At 62.5% G+C, this 23,924-nt stretch carries 31 protein-coding genes and 3 pseudogenes; 11 read left to right on the forward strand and 23 right to left on the reverse strand.

Features of this window, described 5'->3' with window-relative positions; translation table 11 throughout:
- Positions 1-364 precede the first annotated feature (364 nt).
- The 4 genes from ACFPLC_RS47375 (at position 365) to ACFPLC_RS47390 (ending at position 2,882) form a co-directional block, all read left to right on the forward strand.
- Positions 365-781, forward strand: a complete 417-nt coding sequence (locus ACFPLC_RS47375; protein ID WP_378236373.1) for a hypothetical protein — start codon at positions 365-367, stop codon at positions 779-781.
- Positions 782-923: 142 nt separating this feature from the next.
- Positions 924-1,982, forward strand: coding sequence for a winged helix-turn-helix domain-containing protein (locus ACFPLC_RS47380; protein WP_378236374.1), 1,059 nt, complete (start codon positions 924-926; stop codon positions 1,980-1,982).
- 75 nt (positions 1,983-2,057) lie between these two features.
- Positions 2,058-2,414 carry a hypothetical protein gene (locus ACFPLC_RS47385; protein ID WP_378236375.1) on the forward strand — a complete coding sequence of 119 codons (357 nt, stop codon included), beginning with the start codon at positions 2,058-2,060 and terminating at the stop codon, positions 2,412-2,414.
- A gap of 219 nt (positions 2,415-2,633) precedes the next feature.
- Positions 2,634-2,882, forward strand: a complete 249-nt coding sequence (locus tag ACFPLC_RS47390) for a response regulator transcription factor (protein WP_378236407.1) — start codon at positions 2,634-2,636, stop codon at positions 2,880-2,882.
- Between the two features lie 71 nt (positions 2,883-2,953).
- Here ACFPLC_RS47390 and ACFPLC_RS47395 read toward each other — a convergent pair whose 3' ends face one another.
- A complete protein-coding gene (locus ACFPLC_RS47395) occupies positions 2,954-3,292 on the reverse strand; it encodes a hypothetical protein (RefSeq protein WP_378236377.1) in 339 nt (112 codons plus the stop codon).
- 16 nt (positions 3,293-3,308) lie between these two features.
- Between ACFPLC_RS47395 and ACFPLC_RS47400 the strand changes: the two genes are divergently transcribed.
- From ACFPLC_RS47400 to ACFPLC_RS47425, 6 genes and pseudogenes are all read left to right on the forward strand, one after another.
- On the forward strand, positions 3,309-4,145 hold the full coding sequence (locus tag ACFPLC_RS47400) for a restriction endonuclease (protein WP_378236379.1): 837 nt from the start codon (positions 3,309-3,311) through the stop codon (positions 4,143-4,145).
- 41 nt (positions 4,146-4,186) lie between these two features.
- Complete coding sequence (locus tag ACFPLC_RS47405; RefSeq protein WP_378236381.1) at positions 4,187-4,555, forward strand: DEAD/DEAH box helicase family protein; 369 nt, start codon at positions 4,187-4,189, stop codon at positions 4,553-4,555.
- Positions 4,548-4,823 (forward strand): hypothetical protein, encoded by a 276-nt coding sequence (locus tag ACFPLC_RS47410; protein ID WP_378236383.1) that lies wholly within the window; start codon positions 4,548-4,550, stop codon positions 4,821-4,823. Before ACFPLC_RS47405 ends, ACFPLC_RS47410 begins: the two co-directional genes overlap by 8 nt.
- Positions 4,820-5,203, forward strand: a complete 384-nt coding sequence (locus ACFPLC_RS47415; protein ID WP_378236385.1) for a helicase-related protein — start codon at positions 4,820-4,822, stop codon at positions 5,201-5,203. Before ACFPLC_RS47410 ends, ACFPLC_RS47415 begins: the two co-directional genes overlap by 4 nt.
- Positions 5,204-5,381: 178 nt before the next feature.
- Positions 5,382-5,847, forward strand: a pseudogene (locus ACFPLC_RS47420) (hypothetical protein).
- An 858-nt stretch (positions 5,848-6,705) separates the two neighbouring features.
- A pseudogene (locus ACFPLC_RS47425) lies at positions 6,706-7,619 on the forward strand (type ISP restriction/modification enzyme).
- Between the two features lie 490 nt (positions 7,620-8,109).
- Here ACFPLC_RS47425 and ACFPLC_RS47430 read toward each other — a convergent pair.
- The gene (locus ACFPLC_RS47430) at positions 8,110-8,526 is read right to left on the reverse strand and encodes a hypothetical protein (RefSeq protein ID WP_345044538.1); all 417 of its coding nucleotides are present in this window, start codon (positions 8,524-8,526) and stop codon (positions 8,110-8,112) included.
- 1,397 nt (positions 8,527-9,923) lie between these two features.
- On the opposite strand from ACFPLC_RS47430, the gene ACFPLC_RS47435 reads away from it, so the two are divergent.
- Entirely contained in the window at positions 9,924-10,094 is a 171-nt protein-coding gene (locus ACFPLC_RS47435; protein WP_378236387.1) for a hypothetical protein, read from the forward strand.
- Positions 10,095-10,241: 147 nt separating this feature from the next.
- Here the strand turns inward: ACFPLC_RS47435 and ACFPLC_RS47440 are convergent, their stop codons facing one another.
- From ACFPLC_RS47440 to ACFPLC_RS47540, 21 genes and pseudogenes are all read right to left on the reverse strand, one after another.
- Positions 10,242-10,487 carry a hypothetical protein gene (locus ACFPLC_RS47440; RefSeq protein ID WP_378236388.1) on the reverse strand — a complete coding sequence of 82 codons (246 nt, stop codon included), beginning with the start codon at positions 10,485-10,487 and terminating at the stop codon, positions 10,242-10,244.
- A 259-nt stretch (positions 10,488-10,746) separates the two neighbouring features.
- Positions 10,747-10,977 (reverse strand): hypothetical protein, encoded by a 231-nt coding sequence (locus ACFPLC_RS47445; RefSeq protein ID WP_378236389.1) that lies wholly within the window; start codon positions 10,975-10,977, stop codon positions 10,747-10,749.
- A complete protein-coding gene (locus tag ACFPLC_RS47450; protein WP_378236390.1) occupies positions 10,974-11,396 on the reverse strand; it encodes a hypothetical protein in 423 nt (140 codons plus the stop codon). The genes ACFPLC_RS47445 and ACFPLC_RS47450 overlap by 4 nt, the downstream gene beginning before the upstream one ends.
- A gap of 56 nt (positions 11,397-11,452) precedes the next feature.
- Positions 11,453-12,364 (reverse strand): hypothetical protein, encoded by a 912-nt coding sequence (locus tag ACFPLC_RS47455; protein WP_378236392.1) that lies wholly within the window; start codon positions 12,362-12,364, stop codon positions 11,453-11,455.
- 533 nt (positions 12,365-12,897) lie between these two features.
- The gene (locus tag ACFPLC_RS47460; protein WP_378236393.1) at positions 12,898-13,326 is read right to left on the reverse strand and encodes a hypothetical protein; all 429 of its coding nucleotides are present in this window, start codon (positions 13,324-13,326) and stop codon (positions 12,898-12,900) included.
- A complete protein-coding gene (locus ACFPLC_RS47465) occupies positions 13,323-13,586 on the reverse strand; it encodes a hypothetical protein (protein ID WP_378236394.1) in 264 nt (87 codons plus the stop codon). Before ACFPLC_RS47465 ends, ACFPLC_RS47460 begins: the two co-directional genes overlap by 4 nt.
- Positions 13,587-13,670: 84 nt before the next feature.
- Positions 13,671-14,006, reverse strand: coding sequence for a hypothetical protein (locus ACFPLC_RS47470; protein ID WP_345044495.1), 336 nt, complete (start codon positions 14,004-14,006; stop codon positions 13,671-13,673).
- Entirely contained in the window at positions 14,003-14,281 is a 279-nt protein-coding gene (locus tag ACFPLC_RS47475; RefSeq protein ID WP_378236395.1) for a hypothetical protein, read from the reverse strand. Before ACFPLC_RS47475 ends, ACFPLC_RS47470 begins: the two co-directional genes overlap by 4 nt.
- A gap of 222 nt (positions 14,282-14,503) precedes the next feature.
- A complete protein-coding gene (locus ACFPLC_RS47480; RefSeq protein ID WP_378236396.1) occupies positions 14,504-14,911 on the reverse strand; it encodes a DUF4190 domain-containing protein in 408 nt (135 codons plus the stop codon).
- 744 nt (positions 14,912-15,655) lie between these two features.
- A complete protein-coding gene (locus ACFPLC_RS47485; RefSeq protein ID WP_378236397.1) occupies positions 15,656-16,258 on the reverse strand; it encodes a DUF3846 domain-containing protein in 603 nt (200 codons plus the stop codon).
- Positions 16,259-16,334: 76 nt separating this feature from the next.
- On the reverse strand, positions 16,335-16,688 hold the full coding sequence (locus tag ACFPLC_RS47490) for a hypothetical protein (RefSeq protein ID WP_378236398.1): 354 nt from the start codon (positions 16,686-16,688) through the stop codon (positions 16,335-16,337).
- A gap of 1,428 nt (positions 16,689-18,116) precedes the next feature.
- Positions 18,117-18,443 (reverse strand): flotillin domain-containing protein, encoded by a 327-nt coding sequence (locus ACFPLC_RS47495; RefSeq protein ID WP_378236399.1) that lies wholly within the window; start codon positions 18,441-18,443, stop codon positions 18,117-18,119.
- Positions 18,410-18,826 (reverse strand): flotillin family protein, encoded by a 417-nt coding sequence (locus ACFPLC_RS47500; RefSeq protein ID WP_378236400.1) that lies wholly within the window; start codon positions 18,824-18,826, stop codon positions 18,410-18,412. Before ACFPLC_RS47500 ends, ACFPLC_RS47495 begins: the two co-directional genes overlap by 34 nt.
- A 42-nt stretch (positions 18,827-18,868) precedes the next feature.
- Positions 18,869-18,946 (reverse strand): annotated as a pseudogene (locus ACFPLC_RS47505) (hypothetical protein); the annotation flags it as partial.
- 1 nt (position 18,947) lies between these two features.
- Positions 18,948-19,535, reverse strand: a complete 588-nt coding sequence (locus ACFPLC_RS47510; protein ID WP_378236401.1) for an SPFH domain-containing protein — start codon at positions 19,533-19,535, stop codon at positions 18,948-18,950.
- The gene (locus tag ACFPLC_RS47515) at positions 19,532-19,750 is read right to left on the reverse strand and encodes a hypothetical protein (protein ID WP_378236402.1); all 219 of its coding nucleotides are present in this window, start codon (positions 19,748-19,750) and stop codon (positions 19,532-19,534) included. The genes ACFPLC_RS47510 and ACFPLC_RS47515 overlap by 4 nt, the downstream gene beginning before the upstream one ends.
- A 280-nt stretch (positions 19,751-20,030) precedes the next feature.
- Complete coding sequence (locus ACFPLC_RS47520; protein WP_378236408.1) at positions 20,031-20,219, reverse strand: matrixin family metalloprotease; 189 nt, start codon at positions 20,217-20,219, stop codon at positions 20,031-20,033.
- 1,451 nt (positions 20,220-21,670) lie between these two features.
- Entirely contained in the window at positions 21,671-21,949 is a 279-nt protein-coding gene (locus ACFPLC_RS47525) for a hypothetical protein (RefSeq protein WP_378236404.1), read from the reverse strand.
- Positions 21,950-22,733: 784 nt separating this feature from the next.
- The gene (locus ACFPLC_RS47530; RefSeq protein WP_378236405.1) at positions 22,734-22,982 is read right to left on the reverse strand and encodes a 3'-5' exonuclease family protein; all 249 of its coding nucleotides are present in this window, start codon (positions 22,980-22,982) and stop codon (positions 22,734-22,736) included.
- Positions 22,979-23,149, reverse strand: a complete 171-nt coding sequence (locus ACFPLC_RS47535; protein WP_378236406.1) for a 3'-5' exonuclease family protein — start codon at positions 23,147-23,149, stop codon at positions 22,979-22,981. Before ACFPLC_RS47535 ends, ACFPLC_RS47530 begins: the two co-directional genes overlap by 4 nt.
- A gap of 125 nt (positions 23,150-23,274) precedes the next feature.
- Positions 23,275-23,469 carry a hypothetical protein gene (locus ACFPLC_RS47540; RefSeq protein ID WP_345044421.1) on the reverse strand — a complete coding sequence of 65 codons (195 nt, stop codon included), beginning with the start codon at positions 23,467-23,469 and terminating at the stop codon, positions 23,275-23,277.
- Between the last annotated feature and the right edge of the window lie 455 nt (positions 23,470-23,924).

A 23,924-nucleotide genomic window follows, 5' to 3' on the forward strand; every position in this document is an offset into this window, starting at 1 on the left:
GCGCCGGGGAGCTGACCGGGGCTTCAATGCACTGTGCAGGTGCCCTGATCGTCCTCGAACTTGAGGCAAGCCCAACCAGATGATGCGAATCGGTGAACGGTTCGGCCTCTACAACCGCACAGAGCTGCACCTGGACTCCCCGTCTACCCGACCTTGGCCGACTGGGTCGATTCGCACCACTGATATACGGACGAAACGCTCCTCGTTTGACGTTCTTGTACTGCCTGTAAAGTGTGCCTGAGAATAACAAATCAGACTTCTTGGGCGGGGGCCCGCGGACAGATCATAGGGGGCGCACTGCATGATGTCAGCCGCTGAGGCTCCAGCCTCTCCGGTCTTCGGCTTACCAAGAGTTCCCAGGACGGTGGTCTCCCGTCCACGCATTACCAAACTCATCGCCGATCTCCTGAAAGACCACGACCTGATTGTCGTGCGCGCGCCCTCCGGCGCCGGAAAGACCGTGGCCCTTGCCGACTGGGCCGCCTCGGGCGCCACCACCGGCTATATCTCCTGGGTGTCCCTGGATGAGCGGTACGCGGACCGTGTGTCATTCTGGCGGGAAAATGATCCTCGGCACCGCTCTCAGGGTGGACGAATCCATCACGAGTTGATTTCCGAATGCGCTGAGGCGCTGCTCGCCGGCGCTGATACCCGCGCCGTGCTTCGCCGTTTCGTGCCGTTCATCCCCCAGACCACTATTGTCGTCGACCGGCTCGATCTGGTGCAGGACGATGAGCTCATTGAAGACATGGTCTGGGTGCTGCAGCGGTGCACCATTTGAAGGCTGTTGTGGCCACGCGGACCCGCTCCATCTTGGAAACACCCTCCATTGCTTTGCCCTGGACACGGCCTTCATCGGGGCGGTCCCTCTACAGTTGAGCGTCGAGGAGACACGGGAGGTTCTGGCGGTCCGCGGATTCACGATGGATCCAGTGGAAGTGCACGCCGCCACGGCAGGGCACCCGCTGCTGACCCGTGCGGTGGAAACCGTGCATGCGAGATCCGGACAGAGCAACCTCACCGCATCCGTCGAGACCGCCGTCTCAGACTTCCTGAATTTGTCCTTGGACAAGTCCAGCCTGGGACAGGCAACCAAAGAGTTCATGGTCAGAACCTCCATCCCGGAATCGTTCACCCCGGATCTTGCGGTCAAGCTGAGCGGCTCAGAGAGCGTCACGAATGTTCTGAATGACTTGGAAGACCAGGGCCTCGGAATGTGGTTCCAGTACGCGGACCACCAGCGCTTCGAATACACCGCCGCGGTCAGGGTTTTACTCCTGAAATCATTGAAAGCGATGGACCCGCGGGACATTGACCGGCTCACCCGGATTGTCATCGAGCACGATCTCGCTGTCGGCAACGCCGCGAATGCGCTGCGCCAGGCAATAGCCATCAGTGATCTGGACCTCGCTTCCAAGATCGCCTGCGATCACCACATCGCGCTCCTTCTCTCACAGGCGAAAACCGTCCGGGACATCCTCGGTGCGCTGCCGATCTCCGGCTGCGGAAGCACCGGCGCTGATCATGGCGTTGGCGCTGTGCCACAACGCTACGTCTACGGGAGGGTGAAGGCGCTGGAGTACTTCGGTCTCGCGGTTGTTTTCGCGGGCATGTACAAGCACTCCATGGATGCCGGCCAGCGCATCTGGATGCTGACACTGGAGAGCGCCGCGCTGCGTTTCGCCGGCAAACTCGAACCCGCATTGAAATACGCGAAACGTGCCGTCGAAGGCTTTGAGCAGAGTCCATGGGAGCTGAAGGAACGGCTCAGCGCCTGGAGCCGACACTCTATGACCAGGCCGCCATCGCCCACATCCACGACCAGCAATTCGATGCCGCGGCCGATCTTCTTTGCAAATCTCTGGACGCGAGCCGGCGGGCAGCAACCGGGCCCTCCACATTCCTCACCACCGGGCTGCTTGCCTTCGCCTTGGCCTCGGCAGGCCGCTGCAAGGAAGCCAGGATGCACCTGGCCTGGTTGAACGAAGCGCGCTGGCCTCCGGGCATGTTGGATGGCTACTGGGCGACGACATACCGGCTGGCCAGGTCCGCGAGGCATGGACCGGCAGAGCTATACAGAGGCATCCGAATACATGGACCTGATCACCAGCGAGATGCAGGTGTCGGAGTTCTGGCCTCAAATAGTCGGATTCCGGACCCTGTTGGATCTTCATCGCACCGGTGTCATCACGGGCCCCGCCTCGCTTGAAGCCAGAATCCGCCGGGCGCACAAGGCTCCCTTGAACGACTCCGGACAGATTGATCTGGACCGGTTGCGGGCGACGATGTATCTGATTGCCCGGCAGCCGCAGAAAGCCGATGCCGTGCTCAGCAAGTACAGCAGGCCGGACCCGCGGGTCCTGCTCATGCAGGCGCGCATAGCCCTGTACTTGGGCGACCCGGCCAAACGATGAAGCTGACCGGAATCGACGACCTCGGTCCACGGCTTGAGGTTCACCGGTTGCTGCTGCGCGCGGCTGCGCTGGGCAGGCTCAATGACGCCGAAGCGGCCCGGGACAACTCACACGCGGCGGCGGCCCTGATGGTTGAATATGGGCTGACGATGACGGTGCTTTGCTGCCACAGGAAGACCTGGACGTCCTGGCCCGGTACGTCCAGGCCGACGAGCCGAGATCCCCGCACCGTTCGGGGTCCTCCCGGACAGGGCTGAAACGGCGTCCCTCACGCCGAGGGAACTGGTAGTCCTGAATGCCTTCTCGCTTCACGGATCGGCGAATGAAGTGGCCGGCGCCTTGAACGTCTCGGTCAACACGGTGAAGTCCCAGCGGCGGTCCATTCTCAAAAAACTGGAAGCTTCCTCGTGGAGGAGGCACTGGTCATTGCCCGGCGCCAACGACTGCTGGAGGACTAAGCGCCGGTGAGTCCGTCGCCGGTCCTGGCGGTCATCTTCGCTTCCACCTTGACGCCGCGGATACTCAACAGTTCCTGCGGTTCAACCAGTACGACACAGGAGACTTTGCGAGCAGCGCAGGCAGGTGCTGGCGTGTGTGGTGTCCACACAGCAGAACGTCCGTCTCGGTCTTTCCCGTGCCGTGAGGTCGGCCGGGATGGTGAAGACAAAGGATGACTGGGCAAGCTGGCTGCAACGGTCGCAGCGGTCAATCAGTGTCAGGGCCCGTTCGGTCGTCTGGGTTTCCAGGTGTGCGTTCAGCTGTTCAGCCAGCTTGCTGATCGGCTTCGTCAAAGTATCAGTAGTCATGGAGTCAATGTGTGCGGCATCCCCGACGCCGCTTCCGGCCTCCGTGGCGGATTCCTCGCCGCTCTGGGACATGAGGCAAGATACCTTCATGGGTTCAGCAAGTTTCGAAGATGTCCTCGACCGCCTTTATTTCTCGGCGACCGACCAGCACGATAAGGGCACCAAGTTCGAACACCTCATGAAGCGCTATCTCGAGCTCGAACCCAAGTACGCCGACCAGTTCTCCGAAGTCTGGCTCTGGAATGAATGGCCGGACCGCAACGGTCACGTCGACACCGGCATTGACCTGGTCGCGCGGGACCGCTATACCGGCGAGCTGACCGGGATCCAGTGCAAGTTCTACGACCCGGCCCGGACCCTGGACAAGAAGCAGATCGACTCCTTCTTCACCGCCGTCGGCAAGACTGACTTCTCCTACGGCATGGTGGTCTCAACGACAGACAAATGGTCCAAGCACGCTGAGGACGCGTTGGAGGGACAGTCCAAGCCGATGACACGGCTGCGTTTCGCGGATCTGGCAGATTCGACCATCGACTGGTCCGAGTTCAGCGTGGACGCCCCCGAGGAGATGCGCCAGCTCGGGCAAAAAGAGCCCCGCAAGTATCAGCGCCAGGCCATCGATGACGTGAAACGCGGCTTCGAGGTCAGCGACCGCGGCCGGCTGATCATGGCCTGCGGCACCGGCAAGACGTACACCTCCCTGAAGATGGTCGAGGAGCTCGTCCCCATTGGTGGTTCCGTGCTGTTCCTGGTCCCCTCTATCGCGTTGCTCCAGCAGACCCTGAATGAGTGGACCGCCCAGGCGACCGTTCCGCTGCGGGCACTGGCCGTTTGCTCCGACACGAAAGTCGGCCGCCGGGAACACGAGGATGTCAGCGTCCACGACCTGGCATTCCCGGCCACCACGGATCCGCGAAACTCCTGAACCGGGCCAGGATCAGCACCGGCCAGGAAGCTATCACCGTCGTGTTCTCCACCTATCAGTCGATCGACGTGATCGCCCAGGCGCAGAAGGACGGGTTGCAGGAATTCGACCTCATCGTCTGCGACGAGGCCCACCGCACCACAGGCATCACCGAAGCCAGCCATGACGACTCGGCGTTCGTCAGGGTCCATGACAACACCTACATCGAGTCCGGCAAGCGGCTCTACATGACGGCCACGCCCCGGATCTACGTCCAGGAATCCAAGGCGAAAGCAGCCCAGGACGACGTCACCGTCTACTCCATGGACGACGAGGCTGTCTACGGTCCGGAATTCCACCACCTCGGTTTCGGCAAAGCCGTGGAGATGGGTCACCTTTCGACTACAAGGTCCTGGTCTGGCTGTGAATGAGGAAGCGGTCAGCAAGTCCTTCCAAGGCCTGTTCGAAGAAAACGGTGACCTGAACCTGGATGACGCGGCCCGGATCGTCGGCTGCTGGAACGGTCTCTCCAAGCGTGGGGTCAACGGCGAAAGGCTGGAGATCACCGATGGCTCCCCGATGCACCGGGCCGTCGCCTTCGCCCGGAACATCAAGGAATCCAAGAAGCTCGCCGCCGACTTCGAACTCGTCGGCCGCAGCTCCTGGTCAACCAGGGCGACACCGAGGCACCTGCGTTGAAGTTGGAAGCAGGCCATGTGGACGGCACGTTCAACGTCCTGGAGCGCTCGGCGAAGCTGGACTGGCTCAAGGCAGAGGATGCCGGCGACGAGACCTGCCGGATCCTCTCGAATGCCCGCTGTCTCTCCGAGGGGGTTGATGTTCCGTCCTTGGACGCGGTCCTGTTCCTGAATCCCCGCAACTCCCAGGTCGACGTCGTCCAGTCCGTCGGCCGGGTGATGCGCAAAGCCGAGGGCAAAGAGTACGGCTACATCATCCTGCCCATCGCCGTTCCGGCCAGCCAGGACCCCGAGACGGCCCTGAACGACAACAAGAAGTACAAGGTCGTCTGGGACGTCTGCAGGCGCTCCGCGCGCACGATGACCGGTTCGAAGCGATGATCAACAAGCTCGAGCTGAACCGGAATGCCAACGACAAGATTGACGTCATCACGATCGCTGACCCGTTCGGGGACGGCGACGGATCAGGCACCGATAGCCAGAAAACCTCCGGGACGGCGCCGAGGCCCTCTTCCACATGGCCGGCGCCGATCAGTGGCGCAACGCCATCTTCGCTCGGATGGTCCGCAAGGTCGGGGACCGCCGCTACTGGGAATCCTGGGCCAAGGACGTCAAAGAGATCGCGGACCGGCACGTACTGCGGATCCGGACCATCCTGGACGGCGAAGACCAACGCCCCAGGGAAGAATTCACCGTCTTCCTGCAGGGACTGCGGGGAACCTGAACGACTCGATCACCGAGTCGGACGCGATCGACATGCTCTCCCAGCACCTGATCACCAAGCCGGTGTTTGAGGCTCTGTTCGAGGGCTACTCCTTCGCTGCCAACAACCCCGTCTCCAGGTCATGGACTCCATGGTCGACATCCTGGAGAAGTACAACCTGGACTCCGAGGTCGCCAACCTCGAATCCTTCTACCGTTCCGTCCGGGTACGCGCCGAAGGCATCACCAACGCGAAGGCAAACAGAAGATCGTCACCGAGCTTTACGAGAAGTTCTTCAAGCTCGCCTTCCCCGCACCGCTGAATCCCTCGGCATCGTCTACACCCCTGTCGAGGTCGTGGACTTCATCATCCGCGCCGTCGACGACGTCCTGGCAAGGACTTCGGCGCGTCCATCAGCGACGAGGGTGTGCACGTGCTCGACCGTTCACCGGCACCGCACCTTCATCGTGCGCCTGCTCCAGTCGGGGCGCATCAAACCAGAGGACTCCTCCGCAAATATACGTCCGAGCTGCACGCCAACGAGCTACTCCTCATGGCTACTACATCGCCGCGATCAACATCGAAGCCACCCTCCATGGGCTTTTGGAAGACCAAGCATCAGCCTTCGGCCTGTCGCCAGCTGACGTGGAGTACCTTCCGTTCGACGGCATCGTTTTGACCGACACATTCCAGATGACCGAGGACGGCGATACGCTGGACGACTTCGTCTTCACTACCAACAATGACCGTGTCGTAGCCCAGAATGCGCTAGACATCCGGGTCATCATCGGAAACCGCCCTATTCGGTCGGCCAGACCAGCGGCAACGACAACAACGCCAACCTCAAATACGAGACACTCGATGGTTCGATCCGAAGTACCTATGCAGAGCTTTCCACGGCGACCAACAAGAATTCCCTCTACGACTCCTACATCCGGGCCATAAGGTGGGGCTCCAATCGGATCCTGAAATCCCCCGACGGGGTGTGCTCTGCTATGTCTCCAACGGCGGCTACATCGATGGCAACACCGCCGACGGGCTCCGGAAAACACTAACCTCCGAATTCCACGACATATACGTCTACAACCTTCGCGGAAATCAACGTACAGCAGGGGAGCAAAGTCGACGCGAGGGCGGGAAGATCTTCGACTCCGGCAGCCGGAACACAGTCGCAATTCTTATGCTTGTCAAACGGCCCGGCGCCGTCGAGAAGAGCATCCTTCACTACCGGGACATCGGCGATTACATCGATAGGAAAGAAAAGCTCGCCGTCGTTAACTCGGGGCAACTCGGCGAGATCGAGTGGGAGCTCATCTCGCCTACTCCAGACGGCGACTGGATCAACCATCGGAACACTGCTTTTGAAGCCTGCACGCCTCTCGGCAGCAAGTACGGGTCTTCAATTTTCGATGTCTACTCAGCGGGGCTGCAAACTAACCGGGACGCTTGGGTTTACAGCTCGTCCGAGGAAGTGCTGTCCAGCAACGTGAAGCGGATGATGGGGCATTATAACGCTGAAGTGGAGCGCTATCTTGCCGCAGGTTCCCCTACCCCGGTTGAATCCTTCGTTTCAACCGATCCCACTCGCATCAGCTGGGCACGCAGCCTACGAAATGCTCTCCGCAAAGGCGACCAGGTGGGTTACTCAAGAGCTGCCGAAAGAAAGGCTGCCTATAGGCCGTTCTTCAAGCAACATGTCTACTTTGCACCCCTGATGAATCACGAGCGGGCGCAACAACCACGTTTCTTTCCTTCCCTAGGGATCAAGAATCATGGCTTCTACGTTGTTGGAGTCGGCAACGACAAACCGTTCTCTAGCCTTGCTGTGGATCAGATACCCGATCTCTCTTTTTGGGGTTCCGGCCAGGGCTACTTCTTCGCACGCTACAGGTATCCGACCCCGACCAGTGGTGGCCTGCTGGACGAGTTAGGCGCGGACGCAGGATGGAAGCAGCGTATCGATAACATCACGGATGCCGCCTTGCTCGAATACCACGCCGCCTACGGGCCGAGGTCACAAAGGACGACATCTTTTTCTATGTCTACGGGATCCTGCACTCCGACGAGTACAAAACTAATTTGCTGCTGACCTGAAGAAGATGCTCCCCCGGATTCCTCAGGTTCCCGGCGTCGACCGCTTCTGGGCCTTCGTGGACGCGGCAGGAAGCTTTCTGAGATGCACATCGGATACGAAGCCCTGAACCGTATCCGCTCACCGAAGTAGTCACCGGGCTTTCCGTCGATAAGGACGACTACGCCGCTACGCGGTGACGAAGATGAAATACGCCGGCAAGGCGGGAGCGTGGGACAAGACGCGCATCATCTACAACTCCCACATCACATTGGAGGCATCCCGAAGACGCCCAGCGCTACATGCTGGGCTCCCGCTCGGCGTGGACTGGATCATCGAGCGGTACAGGTCAAGACGGATAAGGCGTCCGGAATCGTCAATGACCCCAATGACTGGTCCCGGGAGCACAGGCAGCCGCGCTACATCATCGACCTGATCGGCCGGATCGTAACGTTGAGCCTGGAGACCAACCGGATCGTGGACGGTCTGCCGGAGCTGGGGCTTTCCTAACCTTCACTTCGCAGCGCGCCGGAGCCGGGCCGCTTCCACGGACCAGTTGGCACCCATCGCGGACAGCACGGCAACGCCGAGGATAGGGGCCGTGTAAGGGGTCAGTACGGCGGCGGCTAGCAGGACCAAAACGCCGACACAGAGCCAGGCTGCCAGTCCCCCGGTCTGGGCTGCCAGCCCGTTCAGGGCAGCTCCGATGATGTAGCGCAGCAGGGCGAACAGCCCGAATAGCATGACGCCGGCGACGACAAAGTAGGCGCTCATCCGCTCCTCGCCGGCCTCTTTGATGGCCTGGGTCATTGGTCCGGGCTGCGGGTCGATGCTGAACCAGAGCCGAATGCAGAACATAGTGAACGCGAAGAATGTGATGGCGTTGATGCCGGAACGCAGGTCGGGCGCCGTGTCCATGGGTGTGCTCATGCGATGGTGGTCTCTTTCGTTCGGGTCCTGCCGGTTTCGCGGCGGCCATCTTGTTGATTGCATTGATCGCAGCCGCACTGTCATGACTGCCAGCGCTCCACCGCTTCCGGGTCCCGCTCGTATGCGTCAAGGTCAGCCCGGATGGCAGCAACAGCCGCGTCAAGGACGTGGGTGACTGCCTCGATGGCGACGTGCTGGGCGTGCAGAACCGCGCAGTAGCTGTGGGAGTCTGTCGGGTACGACTTCCGCAGGTGCAGCCGGGGACGCCCGCGGTGATCTTTTCCCGGTGGGCGAGCACGACATCGGCGGTTGTCCCGAAGAGCCGCAAGTGATCAGCGGGCGCCACCGGGACAGGCGGGTCGTCGGTGCCTTCAGCGACGCGAGGTGCGCGGCGTAGCCACCGGTCTTCATCGCAGTGTCCTGATGGTGACTTCGTAGCCCAGTCCGGTGAACGCGGAGATCGCCAATTCGACGTCCTGCTGGTCCAGGATTTTGACGGCGGCGCTGAAGTCTTCCGGGTTGACGCAGCTTTCCGGGGAGCCGGGGTCCGGTCTGCAGTGGAGCAGGCGCAGCTTCCTGCCTTTCGGGTGGCTTTCGGCTGTTTGGGTGGTCTGGGCCAGGTCAGCTCGATGATGCTCTGGCGCTCAGTCAGGTGGTAGCTGTGGTGCTTTCCGGGGCTCATATCCATACACATGCGTTGACGGGCCGGGTCAGGCGCCGGCGGGGACGGGCAGGGTGGCCTTCTCTGCCTCGTAGAGGGATTCGCAGGCTGCCTGGAGGACACCAGGGCCCCGGGGTCCGCGGTGCGCGCGGGGTCGCCTTCGAGCAGCAGCTCGCGGGTGATCTCCCAGAGGTGGGGATCAACGATCATGGCGGCGAGGCCGGCCAGCATGGTGCCGATGCGTTCGGATCCGACGTGCCGGAACGCCGGGATGACGTCGATGCCGTTGACGGTCACGAGTTGGTGGAGGTAGCGGGTGCGGACGATGCTTTCGGCCCGGTCGGGGATCCTGCCCAGGACCGGGTCCTCGGCGCCGCCGTCCATGCTACAGAGCATGAGGGTCCCCGGGTTGGCGTCGGTGCGCAGCACGAAGGTGAGCATGGTCTCCGCCGGCGGGGCGTAGTCGGGCATGACGCGCTCCCACGCGGACCGGCGTTCCTCCCACTGGTCTTCCGTGAGCGCTGCGGGGGCGTCGTAGTTGTTCCAGTACGAGTAGGGCTCCACCTCGCCCATCGCTTCGAAGGCGTCCCGCATGGCGGTCCGTTCGGTGTAGAGCCGGACCAGGATGCGGCCGGTCTCAGGGTCTTCTCCGAGGCACATCTCGAACCGGTTCGGGTCCTTCATCCGGGCGGTGTCCGCGAGTTTCTTCTGCTCGTCCTCCCATTTGTTGAACGCGGTGAAAGCAAGCCTCGGCGGGACGGTCTCGCCCCGGAGCCAGCAGCTGTCCACGGCATTGGTGAAGAGCCTGGCCAGCAGGGCGCCGTCAACGCGGTCACGGACCGGATCCAGGGCGGCGCGGACGCGGCGGATGAAGGCGAAAACGTTGGTGCCCTCGGCGAGCCGGTAGCCGTTATGGATCTTCGTGCTCATCAGTGGTCCTCCGCCAGGGCGTCTTTGTCCTGCTCGTACAGGGCGGCGAAGGTCGCTTCGAGGGCATCCTTGTAGCCAGGGTCGATGACAGCGCCGCCGGAGCCTTCGGTGAGCAACTCTGCGGTCAGGGCGCGAGGAATGTGGCGAGGGTGTCGATGACGGGCTGGACGCTCACGCCCCGGCCGAAAGCGACGAAGCGGACGGCTTTCATGACCTCGATGCCGCGGCTGCGCAGGTAAGCGGCGTAGGCGTCCTTGCCGGGGAACGTGGCGCGGTCCGCCCGTGACGGGGCCAAGGCAATGAGGCGGGCGGTGTCACTGCGCAGTTCCTCGCGGACTTCGACGGTGTCCCGCAGGATCCAGGTCTCCATCGTGTCGGACGGTTTGCCGAGACGGGCAGCATCCGGTCCCAGGCGGTCTTGCGGACTTCCCAGTCGGCGCGGGTGACGCCCTCCGGGTAAGAGTCAGTGTGGTTCCAGTAACCGTACTCTTCGACGTCAGCCATGCCCTCGAAGGCGTCCATCAGGGTGTGGTTTTCGGCGCGGGCGATCACCATGACGCGACCGGTGCCGGGGTCGGTGCCGATGCTGAGTTCGAAGCGGTTCAGGTCGTGGTCGTAGTCGTAGACGCTCATCTTGGACTGCGCGTCAGCCCATTGGGTGTAGACGGTGTCGGCGGCGCGGGGCAGGACCGGGTCTCCGGCCAGCCAGGAGGCGTCACGAACTTGGCCGTCTCGATGGCAAGCAGCTTGACGTCTTCCTGATCGCGGAGCGGGTCGATGACGCTGCGGACGCGGTCCGTGAACGCGGCCAGGTCGGTGCCTTCGGCGAGGCGGAAGCCGTTGGGAATCTTAGTGCTCATGAGGTCCTCCGGGAAGGGTCGGGGTCTATGGGCCTCATGTGTGCGGAAAGCACCGAAGAGCTCCCCGGCGGGCAGGGCGGCAGATAGTCGACGCTTGCCGCGCATGTAGCCCTAGGCGGCGGCCAGGTGCGCGATGGGTGCTGCTGCATGTCGGTCAGATGGGTGCGCACCAGCGCGTCGACGGCGTTGAAACGGGCAGTGCCGTGCTGTTTGATGCCGGCGCCGATTCGGTCCGGGATCCATTCGCGGACGGCGCTGTTGGCTTTGAGTGTTCCCGTGACGGAGCCGATGAGCTCGCCGTCCAGGTAGAGGTCGGCGGTCACCAGGGAGGCCGAGCCTTCGCCCGCCTTGTGATCCGGGCCGAGTTCCGCGACATGGGTGCGGTACCAGGCGGGTTTGTTCAGCTTGCCGGGGGTCACCGGTTTCAGTTTAATCTCAGGCATGGCTGCCATGTGTGCGGCAGGCCACCCTTCCCTCACTGCAGGGAGTGTTCGTGCACGTTGACGACGTAGCCCAGCTTGATGAACGCCCTCGTCGCTGCCTCAACGTCCTGTTCCTCAACATGCCCGATCGCCGCGGACAGCGCGTCAGGGTCGACTGCGTGTTCGGGGCTCCCAGGGTTGGACCGTCGAAGAACAGGTTGTAAAGGCCCGCACGAACCCAGTCGAGCCCCGAACGTGCCGGCCGCGGCCAAAACGCCTCGAAAACCACCCCGTGACTGGACAGGAAGTAGCGGTGTTCGGAGCGCGGGGTCATACCAATAAACATGCGTTGATAAAGCGTCCGAAAGGTTACATCCGGGGTTTTCCCGATGGTGATTTTCGCTACAGTTTGCCGGCCCGCCCGTTAGATCAAGACCAAGCCGCCAGTGCCGGCCGCCTTGCCGATCATCCCGCCTTCCTCCACGGGAAATCAGAGACCGCCGTCCCCGGTTCGATGTAGACGGAAGGACGGAAATAATGTGCGTCCCTGGACCGCTTCCAAATGTTGTGTGTCCGATCGTGACCCCGTCGCCCACAGCGGCCTCGATGGCCAGCCGTGCTTCCTCGAGGCTGTGGTGGGTCATGATTTCGTTGGTGCGGAGCTGGACCCGTGTCGCGTAGTCCGGGGATGTCTCCGGGCGAGGCGGACGCTGCAGTTTGGGAGCGGCGGCGTCGATGAGGACCCACACTTCGCGGTCCTCGTCCAGGATCAGCGTCTCGTAGGAGCCGGTCATGACCTCCCACACTGCGGCCGTCGAATAGGTCTCGTCGGATCCAGGCTCGACCCACTCGTTCGTGGCGGACTTCTCGTAAATGGATCCCAGGAAGTAGGCCGGGCAGACGAGAGAGTCGATGGCGACAGCGTCAAGCTCCGCCTCCGAGCGGACGATACGGTACGGTTCCATGGCTTCTTCCGCTACCAGGGCAGCTGGGATTTGAGGGTCCCCTTGGGGATGTCGTGCAGGGTGACGTACTGGCTGGTGCCGGGTCCAACTGCAAGATCGACATATCCTCCTTGGCCATGCCGCTGTAGAGCTGGCCGGTGATCGCCGACTTGGCGTAGCCGATGCCAATGTGGGCTTTCCGCCGCGGGGACCGTGACGGAACCACCGTGATGAAGGCGCCCTGCTTGGGCAGCGCATCTTTCTTCGCGCCGGCGTCCCACAGCACCCAGACCTCGGGCTTGTCCCGGTGCAGTGCATGGTCAGGATCTGCCAGGCCTCACGTTCCTCGGTCTCCAGCGGCGACTCGAAGGTGGTGAAGATATTGTCCAGGCCTTTCGGTAGGCGCGGCTGGGCTGGCCGACGGGCAGACGATCGAGTTGATGGGCAGCCAGATGAAGTCGTTGAAGTCGGTGATGACGCGGTACGGTTCCATGCCCCCTATGTGTGGGGCACGGGTCGAAAGCTCTCCGGCGGGTTCCGGGACGTCCGGGTGCTCAGGCGTTCAACTGCTCAGTAGTGGTCGTCCCGTCGAGCAGGTCGATCACGGTCCGGGCTTTGATCATGGTCTGGTGGTTGTAGCGGTTGATGGCACGCTGCGCCAGTCCTCTCGCGGCCGCAATCCTGCGCTCGGCGATGTCCAGGCGCTCGATCAGAGGTGCTGGGATGACCTCGAGGTCGCTGCCGCTGAGCCGCGGCACTTCCCGGAATTCGGCCACGATGTTGTTCCAGGCCCAGACGGTGGCGCTGTAGCTCTCTTCTTCGAGCTCGCTCCGGTCAATGAATTCGTCGATGTTGCGCAGATCGTGTGCGGAGTTCGTCGATGTGGGACAGCAACTCCAACAGGAGTGCGCCGTCAACGGAGACGGCGCCGGTGGCATTCTCGGCGGCCCTGGCGCGCAGGGACGCCAGGTCAGCGCTTTCATGGGCGGCTCTCTGGCTTCATGGAATCTTTGCGGGTGCCCTGCTCCCTGACGGCCCGGTAGTCCAGGGCCGCGGCGGTGATGTTTCGGGTGGCGGCCGCAGGAACCAGAACAGACTCTGACGCAGTTTCGACGGCCTTCCAGAGCCGGCGCAGCCGGCAGGACCGTGCCTGCATGGCGGCCTCGAAGGCCCGGGCTTCTGCCAGGAGTTCGGCAGTCTCGTCGGCGGCGTCGTGCAGTCCGCGTTCCCGAAGGTTCGTCACCATCGCCTCCAGGCGCCGAGGCGCGGGAAGATTTCGGCGGGTTCGGTGACGTCGCCGATCAGGTCATAAGCGCGGGGCATTACTTCACGATCCTTCCGGTGGCAGTTTCGATACGCAGGGTGTCTGCGAACGGCGGTGCGGACTCGAGGCTGTCGACGTCGGCGGTGAGATCGGCATCCGACCAGTCGCCGGAGACAACCCATTCCGTCGCTTTCCAGACGCCGCGAAGTCGTTCGGCGCGGGCCGGATGTAGTCCTCGAAGACGGCCAGTTCGGACAGGAGAGCTTCAGTTTCGACCGCGGCTGCGTCGTGGCCGCGTTCCCGGAGGGCGTCGGCGATACCCTCGATTCCGCTCTTCTCGACCCACAGGTCTTTCAGGGTGCCGAACTCGCAGGCGTAGTTGAACGATCCGCCGCTCACGGCTTGATCACCCGTCCTGTTTTCGGGTCGATCCGCGGGATGTGGACGCCGCGGGCGATGGTGTTGGGTCGGGGTTTCGGGGCCAGGTTCAGGCGTTCCCGGGCTGCGTTGGCGACCATGTCGTTGGGGTCGTCGATCAGCAGCCACAGGGTTCTGTCGTCCAGGACGGGGTTTTTAGCGGCGTTCAGGCGCGACATGAAGTCGTTCTTGTCGCCGGCCAGCTCGATCAGGGTCTCCAGTGAGGCGCTGGGTTGGCGGCTACGTATTCGCGGCACCAGCCAGCGTCGGAGTCGATGTTGCCGCGGTCTCCGACCAGGTTGATGAGTTCGTGGAGGCGCTCGGAGTCGTGGCCGGGTCCTGTGCTTCTTCTCGTGCATTTGTCATGCCGTTTATGTGTGCGGACCCCAAAGAATCTCGCCCCGATTAGACGGCATGGCCTTCAAACAGAAAATGGTCAAGCGATGGAGCCCGCTAACGTCTAGATTCCTGCCGGAGAATTAGTGAAATCGGAGGAAGGTGACAAGCCACATGGCGGTGAAAGCCGAAAGCGCCACTTCGCTATAACCCACGATGAGGGCGGCGAGGGCAAGTTTGTCCCCACGTCCGCCTTCGCGGCTGATCTGATCCCGGGCAACATGGCCAAAGATGATGGCAGCAGCAGCCAGGCCGGTCATGCACGCAGCCACCAGGGCTATCACGGCAAGGGTGTTTGTCTTTGACCCGTCGATTGGTTTTGTCGGCTGCCCCGATGGGACAAGCGCGGCGATGAGCAGCAATGCAATAACAGAGGTGCCACCACCGACCAGGGCAAACATCGGGTTACCGGTCAATGTTGCAACGACCGCGCTGAGGCCCACGCCGGCAAGACAAATCGAAGCGAGTGTTGTCGTATTCACGCTGGCCATGTTTGTCCGAGCACCGACAGAAACTGGCCTGGTTGTGGCAGAAATGGAAGTCAAAACGCGTCCCCTTGTGCGTTGGTCTCACGCGAATCATATCCTTTGACTTGAATTTTCTGACCAATGCTACGAGGTATTTATCCGTTGTTTCGGAATCCTAGGATGAATATCCGCAGGGACTATTTCGGTTCTACTGCCGAGCCTTGCGGATGACTACGCGGTGATCCGGCATTGGCGGTGTCCACGGGCCCCGGCCAGCTTGGCGAGCTGTGCCACCGGGGTTCCGGCCGGCCGGCTGCAGTGTGGACATCATGTCGATGAACAGTTTCGGCTGCCTCCTCGGGCTCAAGATCGCCTGCGTAGCGTTCGCCGGTGACGTCGTTGCGGACCGCGTACCAGACGGCTCTGACGGGTGACGGTCCAGAGCAGTGTCCCTGCGGAGGTCCTGCTGAAGCATGAAGCCACCGAACCAGTCAACAGCAACTCCGCGACGGAGCTTCCTCAGGGCCTTCCGGCGCGCGTGTTTAGCCTGCTGGCAGCGCTTCGGTGGTCCGCCGAGCCGAGCGTCAGTGAAGCGGTGTCGCCGCGGAAACGGAAGTAAAAGAAGAGGCGTCCGATTCGTCCGCTGGCCTGAACGGGGACGGATCCGACAAACCGGTGTGGAACCGGATCCTTTGTCCGGCATAGCGTTCGGTCAACCTTGCTATCAGATCTTCTGCCCGGCCGGGATGTTTCGGTACAGGTGTGTATTCATCGGGTGTTCTCTTCGCATTGGGTGTGGGTCAGCTGTCTGGACGTGGATGCCTCGCGACGGCAGACAGGCAGGTGCCATGGTGCTGATTGATGACGGACATTTGGACTGCTGCCAGTGCCCCGTCGAACGCCATCGTTTACTTTCCTTCGTGCAAATCGAGCAATTGAGCATCGAACCGATACAGCAGGCGCTGCTGGACGTCGCTGAGGTCGGTGTCCCGCCTTCTCCTCGAAGGGGCCGACGATGACGGCGTCTCCGCAAATGTAGTCATCGATGCGGATTGCCTGGGACTGCTGGCAGAGCACTGTCGCCCGGTGGTTGCGGGGCAGGCTCATGAGCTTGCCTTCCTCATTGAGGTACATGTTCATGTCGAGGCTTCGAAGCCCGACGAGTTCGACGTCGCCGCCGACGAGGTGCTGGAGGCTCCCCAGACCGGGTCGATGTTCTGAACGATGATCGGCTTGGTGTTGTCTGCCGGGATGATGGCTACCTTCATAGCGAGCTCCTTGCATGGTTGCTGTTACCCCCGTCATGTGTGCGGTCGACGGAATAAGCCTCCCCGCTGACCGCACGGACCGTGACGCCGGGGTATCGGACATCCTGATCCTGTCTGTTTTAGTTCCTGGACCTACTGGTCAAGGACAAGCAGGAGCCGGCCTTCTTTGATGGCGCGGTTCAGTTCCGGAGGTGAGAGTTCGGCTGCGAGGTGGCCGCCTTTGCTTTGGTTCCGGCCCAGATGCTCAGCAGGGCGTGGTTCAGCGAGACGTAGTCTCCTCGTTTCTGCGCCATGGTGGCTGCCCGGACCTCGAGGTTGCCGGCGATGCGGCCCAGGATCCATTCGGTGAAGGTCAGCGGTTTGACCCGTCGGCGGCGATCTTGGGCCGGTATTTGCGGAATTTGGTGATCATGAGCGACCAGGGCTTTCTGGAGTGACGGGGCGAAGGTGATGAACCGCGGCGCACCTCCGCAGTACAGCCGGGCAATGTGTGTGGCCACTTGTTCCGGTGCGAGCGGATGGTTCGTGTGCAACGGGGAACCCAGCCAGGCCCGGGCTGCGGCAAGCAGACCCGGGTCGGAAGCGATGAGCGCCGCAGCGCGTTGTTGGAGCGTAACGTTGCTGTTGGAGCATCCCCGTCCACGGGGAACCCCTCCGGGTGGTTGTTGATGATGGTGGTGTGGTCCTCGCGGACGGTGATGTAGGCCGGGACTCTTTTCATGCCAGCAATGTGTGCGGCATGAGCCTGTCCCCTGCTCGGCTTAGAAGTGGTTGTGGACTACGCACTGAGGCCTCTGCTATTTTGCACTCCTACCTGCGGGATGACTGGGGCTGCCGGTGGCCAAACCTAAACGATCAATCAATCGAAGGAGACAGCCATGCCCATCCGAGGTCGAATCGCAAGCACACTGGCGGTGACAGCTCTTGCTGCTGCCGCAACATTGTTCGCAGCAGTACCCGCGCAAGCCGCACCGATCGGGGGGCGTTAACATCGCCGCTTACTGCGCCAGAAACGTTTGGAGCGGCACAGGGGCACCCAGCCCAGGCCGTGAACATCGATGACAGCTGGGACGGATGGCGGTGCGGGACCTCATACGGCCTGGTCCAAATCCAGATGAACCTCGCCTGCCGGCAGCAATACCCGACGCCCTGGTATCGGACTCAGCCGTGGGCTTCCACGGCAACGGCATGTATACCTGGCAGTGCAACCGCTGAGCGCAACAGGAAAAACGGTAGTACCGGGTCCGGTACCACACTAGTGTGGCACCGGACCTATCTCGTTGTTAATCGAATCGTTCCCAGGGTCCGGGTTCCGTGACGAGGCGCCGGACGATGGCGTACTCCCCTGACTCGGCCAGGACTGGCATGGCTTTCAGGGCTTCGCGGGCATTCTTGAGGTCCCCGCCGTGGGAGACGATGTCCCGGGGCCGCGGAACGAACTGAACGCCGTATTCGAAGTACGGGTCTTCGTGCTCGGTGAACTGTTCCCTGAACTCTTCGGGGTCAGCACGTAGAAGCGGCCCTCGCGGTCGCCGTCTTCATCGAGTTCTTCGATGAAGTAGGAGCCGCGCAACACGATGTTGTCCGGGTGTAGTCCTTGCGCTGGCGGCGGTACATGCCGTTGAGTCCGGGTAGTTGTCAGTGGTGTGGGAGAAATAGTGGATGTCGGTGTCGGTGTCCAGGACTGTGATGCGGTGTCGGACCGGGCGGCGGTGCATGAAGGTGTCGGTTAGTGTGCTCATGCTCTCTCATGTGTGCGGTGCCCGGGCTTCCTCTCCCCGCGGACGCAAAGAAGGCCCCGCCGAAAGTGGAGGGGGCTTCAACCGGAGGGCGATTAGCCGACCAGGGCGTCCTCCTTCGCGGAAGCCGGAGCGGAGGCTTCGATGGAGTGGCCCGCGGCCACCTTGCCACCGGCCATGCGGCGACGACAGACATGATGTCGATACCGGTGGCGGACTTAATCAAGGCCGGCAGTTCCGTGATGACGTTGCCGACTTGCTGGTCGCATCGGAGGCACCGTCGGTGGAGATCACAGTGTAATTGTCGATGTTGGACATCGGCTCGGCTGCGGCGCGGACGATCTCGGGCAAGCGTGCGGCCAGTTCGAAAGTCAGGGCGTTGCTGTCGTAGCCGTTGAGGGCCTTGGCGCGGGCTTCGGCTGCGGAGGCCTTGGCGGCGCCGACTGCCTCGATCGACTTCGCCTCGGAGAGGCCCTTCACGGACGTCGCTTCGGCGTCGGCGTTGGCTTCCAGCTTCACGGACTCGGCCTTACCGGTCGCCTCCAGCACGGTGGCTTCCTTAGACGCCCTGGCCATAGTGGTCTTCTGGTACGCCTCACCTTCGCCTTGGCCTTCGCCGCGTCACGCTCACCCTCAGCCTTCACACGGGCCGCGTAGGCGGCGGCGTCGGCCGGCTTCTTCTGGGTGATGTCGAGTCGTTCGGCTTCCACGAGGGCACGCTCAGTCAGTGCTTCACGTTCCAGCTTGGCGACGCTCACGTCCTGCTCGGCCTTGGAGAGCTGGCCGGCGGCGTCGGCGACAGCCTGCTGGCGGTCGGTTTCGGCCTGGAACCCGGCGACCTTGATCTTGAGGTCCTTGTCCTTCTCGGCGACGTTCGTCTCCGTCTGAATGCGGGCGAACTCGCTGGCCTGGCGGGCCTCGGACTCCTTCACTGCGGCGATCTGGCGGACGCGGGCCGCTTCCGGCTTGGCCAGGTCTTCCAGGTAGGTCGAGCCCGGGGTCTGGATGTCGGAGATGTTCAGGACGTCGATGTGGATGCCCTGGTCGGCCAGTTCAGCCTTGGCCGAGGAAAGGACCTCGTTCTGGAACTGTGCAACGGTTTGAGTTGATGTCTTCGATCGTCATGGAGCCCACGATGGAACGCAGGGAGCCTTCGACCGATTGCTGGATCGAATGGTGGAGCTCTGCGTCCGAGTGGGTGAGGAATCGCTGAGCAGCCTTGCGCACGTCCTCTTCCGAGTCGGCGAACTTGAAATTGATCGACGCCACGACGTTGACCTTAATGAAGTTCTTGTCCTGGCCGGTGACGTTCAGGGGCACCTGGCGCTGCTTCAGGCTCAGGGTGAAAGCCTTCTGCAGGACGGGGAGCACGAGGGCGCGGCCGGAGAAGTAGACCTGGTCCTGGGCTGCAGTACCCGCAGCGGAGCCTGACTTGCCCCCGAGTCCCTTACCTACGACGATGAGGACCTCGTTGGACGGGACGGTACGCAGGCGGCTGGCGATGAAGCCGCCCATCGCCACGAAGGCGACCAGGATGGTGACCACTGCGATCACTGTGGTGTTGAGGCCAAAGCTCATTCGGAGAAGCCTTTCTGTTGTGGTGGGTGCGACCTTGACCTTCGAACCAAGGGTTTCCGTCACGACGACGGACACCCGGCGGGCAAGGGGTCGGTGCTGAACGCGAGTCGTTTGTTGATCTCGCGGGGGTGGGAAAGTTTCACTTCGCCGTAAGTGGCGGTGGTGGCTTCGGTGGTGATACCCGCCAGGCCAATCAGGTCGTAGGTAGCAGGCTCTGATGAGGCGGCCAGTCGACGGGTGATGGTGCGGATCATGAGCATGGCGGCGGCAGCGAGCACGATCCCGGCGGCAAGGGCCAGCCAGAGGGACCCTCCGGAGCTCAGCACGAGGTAGCCGGGGATGCCGAAAGAAGGTCAGCCCGGCTCCGACGGAGGCTCCCGAGATGAGGCCGTCACCGATGTTGAAGGCTCCGAGCAGGTCGCCGATCAAGGTCGAGACGACCAGAAGGCGGCGCCGATCAGGCGACGATGAGGAAGGTTGTCATGGAGTGCTTTCAGATGGACGTGGTGTGTCGCCGGATCATGTGTGCGGCGTTCTAGATCTTCCTGCCCGGACGGGTCAGACGTTGGGGCGGCACTTGCCGTTGCCGAGCATGGCCAGTCCGGTGAGATCGCCGGAGCCGAAGTCGTGAACCTGTCCTGACATCGAAGGCGCCATGAGCTGGGTCGGATCCGCCACATGGTCCAGACCGACCACGTGGCCAAGCTCGTGCTTGGACTGCGGCGGCGACTGTGGCGTACCCGTCAGTACCGTACGACATGGTGCCCAGGGCGGCGCGTTGAGCCTGACCTGCCGGTGACGTAGGCTGCGTCTTTCCCGTCAACGGTGACAGCCATGCTGCCGCCCAGGCCCAGGGTGGTTTTGGACCAGGATGAGGTTATCGGTGAACATGGGTTGCTCTGCTTGGGTTTCCCAGGCGAACAAGACCGGTGCCCAGCGGTTTCCATAGCGTTGCGGCTGGTAAGCGGGACGGTCCGTTGACGGTGCTTCGTCGGTTGGCCCGTCGTTGATGAATACGAAGCCGGTGGCCCGGGAGACGGAGGAGACGGCTTCGGCGATGATCTTGGCGCTGTCAGCCGGTGCGTTCGTTGGCCGCACGACATAGTGGATGGGGCGACACGGTCATAGGAATGAAGGGCTGGTCGGTGCCTTTGCCCATGAATGCGTAGGAGTTGCTGCTTCCGGGTACGGGGGCAGGGGTGCCGAGGTGGTGGTCTGATTCTTCGACCCCGGACGGAGGAGCTTTCCCGTCGGCGGACCCGGCCCCTTGGGGCTTGGCGCCGGAGTAGGGTGGCGCGACAGGGTTGAGTGCCGGGCTGCTGATGCCGTGGGAGGCAGGAGCCTTCCGGTTTCTGAGGTGAATCGGGGGCCAAATAGGTGAGGGCATTCCAGATGGCCGCTGTGAAGATGGCGCTCAGTATCAGGAACTTGATCAGGTTCCAGAGGCCTCCGAAGAAGTCGCCGATGGCCCGCCCAAGGGCGCGGAAGAACCGTTTGGCCGGGGACCGGCGGCGGACAGCCGGCGGTACGTAAGCTGCGGCTGCAGGGACGTCCCGGGTAGCCTGCCAGTCGTACAAAGGCCGCGAAGGTGAGCGCCATGCCGTGTCCTGCACTGGACGGCCGGCTGCCTCGTCGATCGCCCATTGCGGGACACGGCCCGAAGGCGAGCTGCGCGGCCCCGGGAAGGGCGCTGCGGCAGGTATTGGAGCCGGTGGCGGCGGCTGCTCCGGGATGGCTTCCGGGGCGGGCTGGGGGGCGCGGGCGACTTCTTCCCGGCGTCGTAGTTCCCTGCGGGTCAGGGGTGGGTCGGTGACGTCGAGGGGCTGGTCGCCCATCAGTCCTCGCCATCAGAGGACTCGGCATCCGAGTAGGGGAAGCCAAGCTGGCGGACGGCATCCAGGGCAGCCTTGACGCCGTCCTCGTAGTTATCGGGACGGCCGCCGCGGGGGTGGCCGAGCAGGGCATAGATCGCGGCCGCATATTCGCGGTGGATCTTGCCCGGGCCTCCGTGAGCTCCTGTTCGGCGAGCATCCGCAGCTCGTGCGGTGTCTGCTGGGCGGACCGGCAGAAAGTCAGCAAGTACCGTTGGTGGTCTTCCTTGTCGATGAGCGTGAACTCGAGGTAGTTCTCCGCCTCGGGGTTTTGCTCGAAAGCCTGCTTGATGACGGGCAGGAAGTTGGCGCCAATGAACTCCGGGGTCAGGGTTTTGACGCCTTCCGGTCCCAAGGACACGATGTCGACCTCGAACTCGTCCGGTTCGACCAGCATGTCGCGGGCAGCGGTGTCATCGACATCCACTCGCGCCGAGTGATCGACCGGAAGATCACCTGCTTGGTGTACGGGTCCTCGTTGGTGACCAGCTGCGAGCCAGGCCACGCGGCGTCGATGAGGTTGCCGAGGGTCAAAAGGACGCTGGATTTAAGCGGCGTCGCGACTTTGATGTCGGTCGTGGTCGTTACGGGGGCAGGTACAGTCATGCCGCATATGTGTGCGGCACATCCAACGAAGCTCTACCTACCGATGCAGCACTTATGCCAAGTATCGACGGACGATGTCGGCCAATCTCACCAACCGGCGCTGTCGCCCCAGCGATGAACACCCGTGAGCTGCTCGCCCAACACAAGAACGACTCTCTCGGGGCGGAAGTATGCCGAAGGCAAAAGATCACGGTTAGTCAGCCAAGATATTGGATCTTGCTTTCGGGCACAGGGATGGTCGAGGAGGAGTAGCGATGAATTATAAGGTTCTCGTGAGGAACTCGCCAACGGTGTACCCCGTATCAGACAGAGTGTCTGATAAGACCCAACCACGGGCGGCAGGTTTGAAGTCAAAGATGTACTGATTGTGGGCAGGCACGGACTTGCCGAACATCCTGTGCTCTGTTTCCACATAATAGTTGCAGATCCTGGCTATATGCCTGATCCGACTGGACCCCTTTGGACAGCAAGAGGTCCCGGAATTCACGGAGCCTGCGTTCAGATTGACGTGCTTCGTCGGATCGCCGGTCGTTTTGCTCCCTAATCGCGGCAACCTGAACACGCATTGCTTCTTCGAGCTCCGACATTCTTGCCCCTTTTCAAGATGAGGAACCTTGACCCAACGGAACAGTGTGCTGGCTGGGGGCCATCTGTCCGCAGCCTACAAGCGATCAGCTCCATCTGACGTGCATTGTGAGCAGGTGGAGTGTTGAAGTTCAGCCGACGCTGATTGACGCTCATCAGAACTTCTTCCACGCCTTCTTGGTCGCCGGTGAGGGCTTCATCATAGGAAGAGCTCATGGACGTCGGAGATCCCGGTGATTTCGGAAAGCTTAACTGCCAGGTGCGCGGCTGCGGCGGCATCTTCACCGGCGTCGTGGTGCTGCAAGGGTGGAAGGCCAAGCTTCTCGACGAGCACGTTGAGCCGGAACGGGCCTTGTTCGGGGATGTGCAGCTGGGCTGCGCGTTGGGTGCAGTAGTAGGTGAAGTCAGGCGGGACCAGACCGGCGGCCTCGGAGGTCTGACGGATCATGGACCGCTCGGCGGTGACGTTATGGGCGACCAACGGCAGGTCCCGGCGAAGGCGGCCAGGCGGGGCAACATGAGATCCCAGCCGTCGGCGCCGTCGATCATGCGGCGGGTGATGCCGTGCACGGCGATCTGCCGGTCTCCGAAGTGCTGGTGGCCGGGAGGTGGCATCACGTAGTGGGTGTGTGTCTTCCCAAGCTGGCCGTCACGGACCTTCACGAGGCCGATCTGGCAGATGGAGGAGTGCTTCGGATTGGCGAGCTCGAAGTCGATCGCGACAAAGTCCAGTCCGGGTATCAAAGGCCTGCCGCAGCTTCGAGGTCGGCGAGCTTGCCCGGCTCATCATCAAGGACGGCCTGGACCATACCGGCGGTCAGGACGGGCGCGTCGTCACCGTGGCGGTCGCCGATGCGGACGGCGAATTCACGCAGACGCGCGACGATGTCCCGGGATTCGAGCAGTTGGTCGTTGGTGAGCACATGAGATGCCATGGAATGTGATCCTCGCTTGAGTTGGGTGCGGCCCCGGGAGGTGGGTGAACACTCCGGGGGGCCCGTTGACACCCATGTGTGCGGCGGTTTTGAAAAGCGTCACCGAACCTCGTCAGACCGTTGCGGGGACCTTCCGGCAGCGGCGTCTTCCAGTTCCAGAACGAGGTGTTCAGCCCGTGCCACGTCCCGGCCCCATGCTGCCTTCGCGGCCAGCGTCCGGGTGCGGATGGCGACAGGGTCGGAATCCTCGGCGCGGAGTCGGGCGCGCAGGGGCGTTGGAAGAAGTCATAGGTCTCCATGTGTGAGGCGCCAGGGTTTTTCTCCCTGACCGCCTCAGTTATGCCTCGTTTCGAAAGGTCCTGCCACACAAAAACAGGAGTGGTCCAGGACGGGCTAGGCCGCTACCGAAGCGTTGGCAGGAGCGATGCGGCGGCTTCAATGTCCAGAATCAGGGT

It is taken from the genome of Amycolatopsis plumensis, from assembly GCF_042652605.1.
GTDB lineage: Bacteria > Actinomycetota > Actinomycetes > Mycobacteriales > Pseudonocardiaceae > Amycolatopsis > Amycolatopsis plumensis.

Bases quoted from the DNA above. Each gene is read 5' to 3' on its own strand.
- ACFPLC_RS47395 (WP_378236377.1), bottom strand. From the start codon at position 3,292: ATGTCCCAGAGCGGCGAGGAATCCGCCACGGAGGCCGGAAGCGGCGTC.
- ACFPLC_RS47525 (WP_378236404.1), bottom strand. From the start codon at position 21,949: ATGACTGTACCTGCCCCCGTAACGACCACGACCGACATCAAAGTCGCG.
- ACFPLC_RS47455 (WP_378236392.1), bottom strand. From the start codon at position 12,364: ATGGAACCGTACCGTATCGTCCGCTCGGAGGCGGAGCTTGACGCTGTC.
- ACFPLC_RS47535 (WP_378236406.1), bottom strand. From the start codon at position 23,149: ATGCCACCTCCCGGCCACCAGCACTTCGGAGACCGGCAGATCGCCGTG.
- ACFPLC_RS47440 (WP_378236388.1), bottom strand. From the start codon at position 10,487: ATGGAGACCTGGATCCTGCGGGACACCGTCGAAGTCCGCGAGGAACTG.
- ACFPLC_RS47540 (WP_345044421.1), bottom strand. From the start codon at position 23,469: ATGGCATCTCATGTGCTCACCAACGACCAACTGCTCGAATCCCGGGAC.
- ACFPLC_RS47400 (WP_378236379.1), top strand. From the start codon at position 3,309: ATGGGTTCAGCAAGTTTCGAAGATGTCCTCGACCGCCTTTATTTCTCG.
- ACFPLC_RS47385 (WP_378236375.1), top strand. From the start codon at position 2,058: ATGGACCGGCAGAGCTATACAGAGGCATCCGAATACATGGACCTGATC.
- ACFPLC_RS47480 (WP_378236396.1), bottom strand. From the start codon at position 14,911: ATGGCCAGCGTGAATACGACAACACTCGCTTCGATTTGTCTTGCCGGC.
- ACFPLC_RS47460 (WP_378236393.1), bottom strand. From the start codon at position 13,326: ATGAAAGCGCTGACCTGGCGTCCCTGCGCGCCAGGGCCGCCGAGAATG.
- ACFPLC_RS47430 (WP_345044538.1), bottom strand. From the start codon at position 8,526: ATGAGCACACCCATGGACACGGCGCCCGACCTGCGTTCCGGCATCAAC.
- ACFPLC_RS47485 (WP_378236397.1), bottom strand. From the start codon at position 16,258: ATGTCCGATACCCCGGCGTCACGGTCCGTGCGGTCAGCGGGGAGGCTT.
- ACFPLC_RS47530 (WP_378236405.1), bottom strand. From the start codon at position 22,982: ATGATCCGTCAGACCTCCGAGGCCGCCGGTCTGGTCCCGCCTGACTTC.
- ACFPLC_RS47380 (WP_378236374.1), top strand. From the start codon at position 924: ATGGATCCAGTGGAAGTGCACGCCGCCACGGCAGGGCACCCGCTGCTG.
- ACFPLC_RS47445 (WP_378236389.1), bottom strand. From the start codon at position 10,977: ATGAGCACTAAGATTCCCAACGGCTTCCGCCTCGCCGAAGGCACCGAC.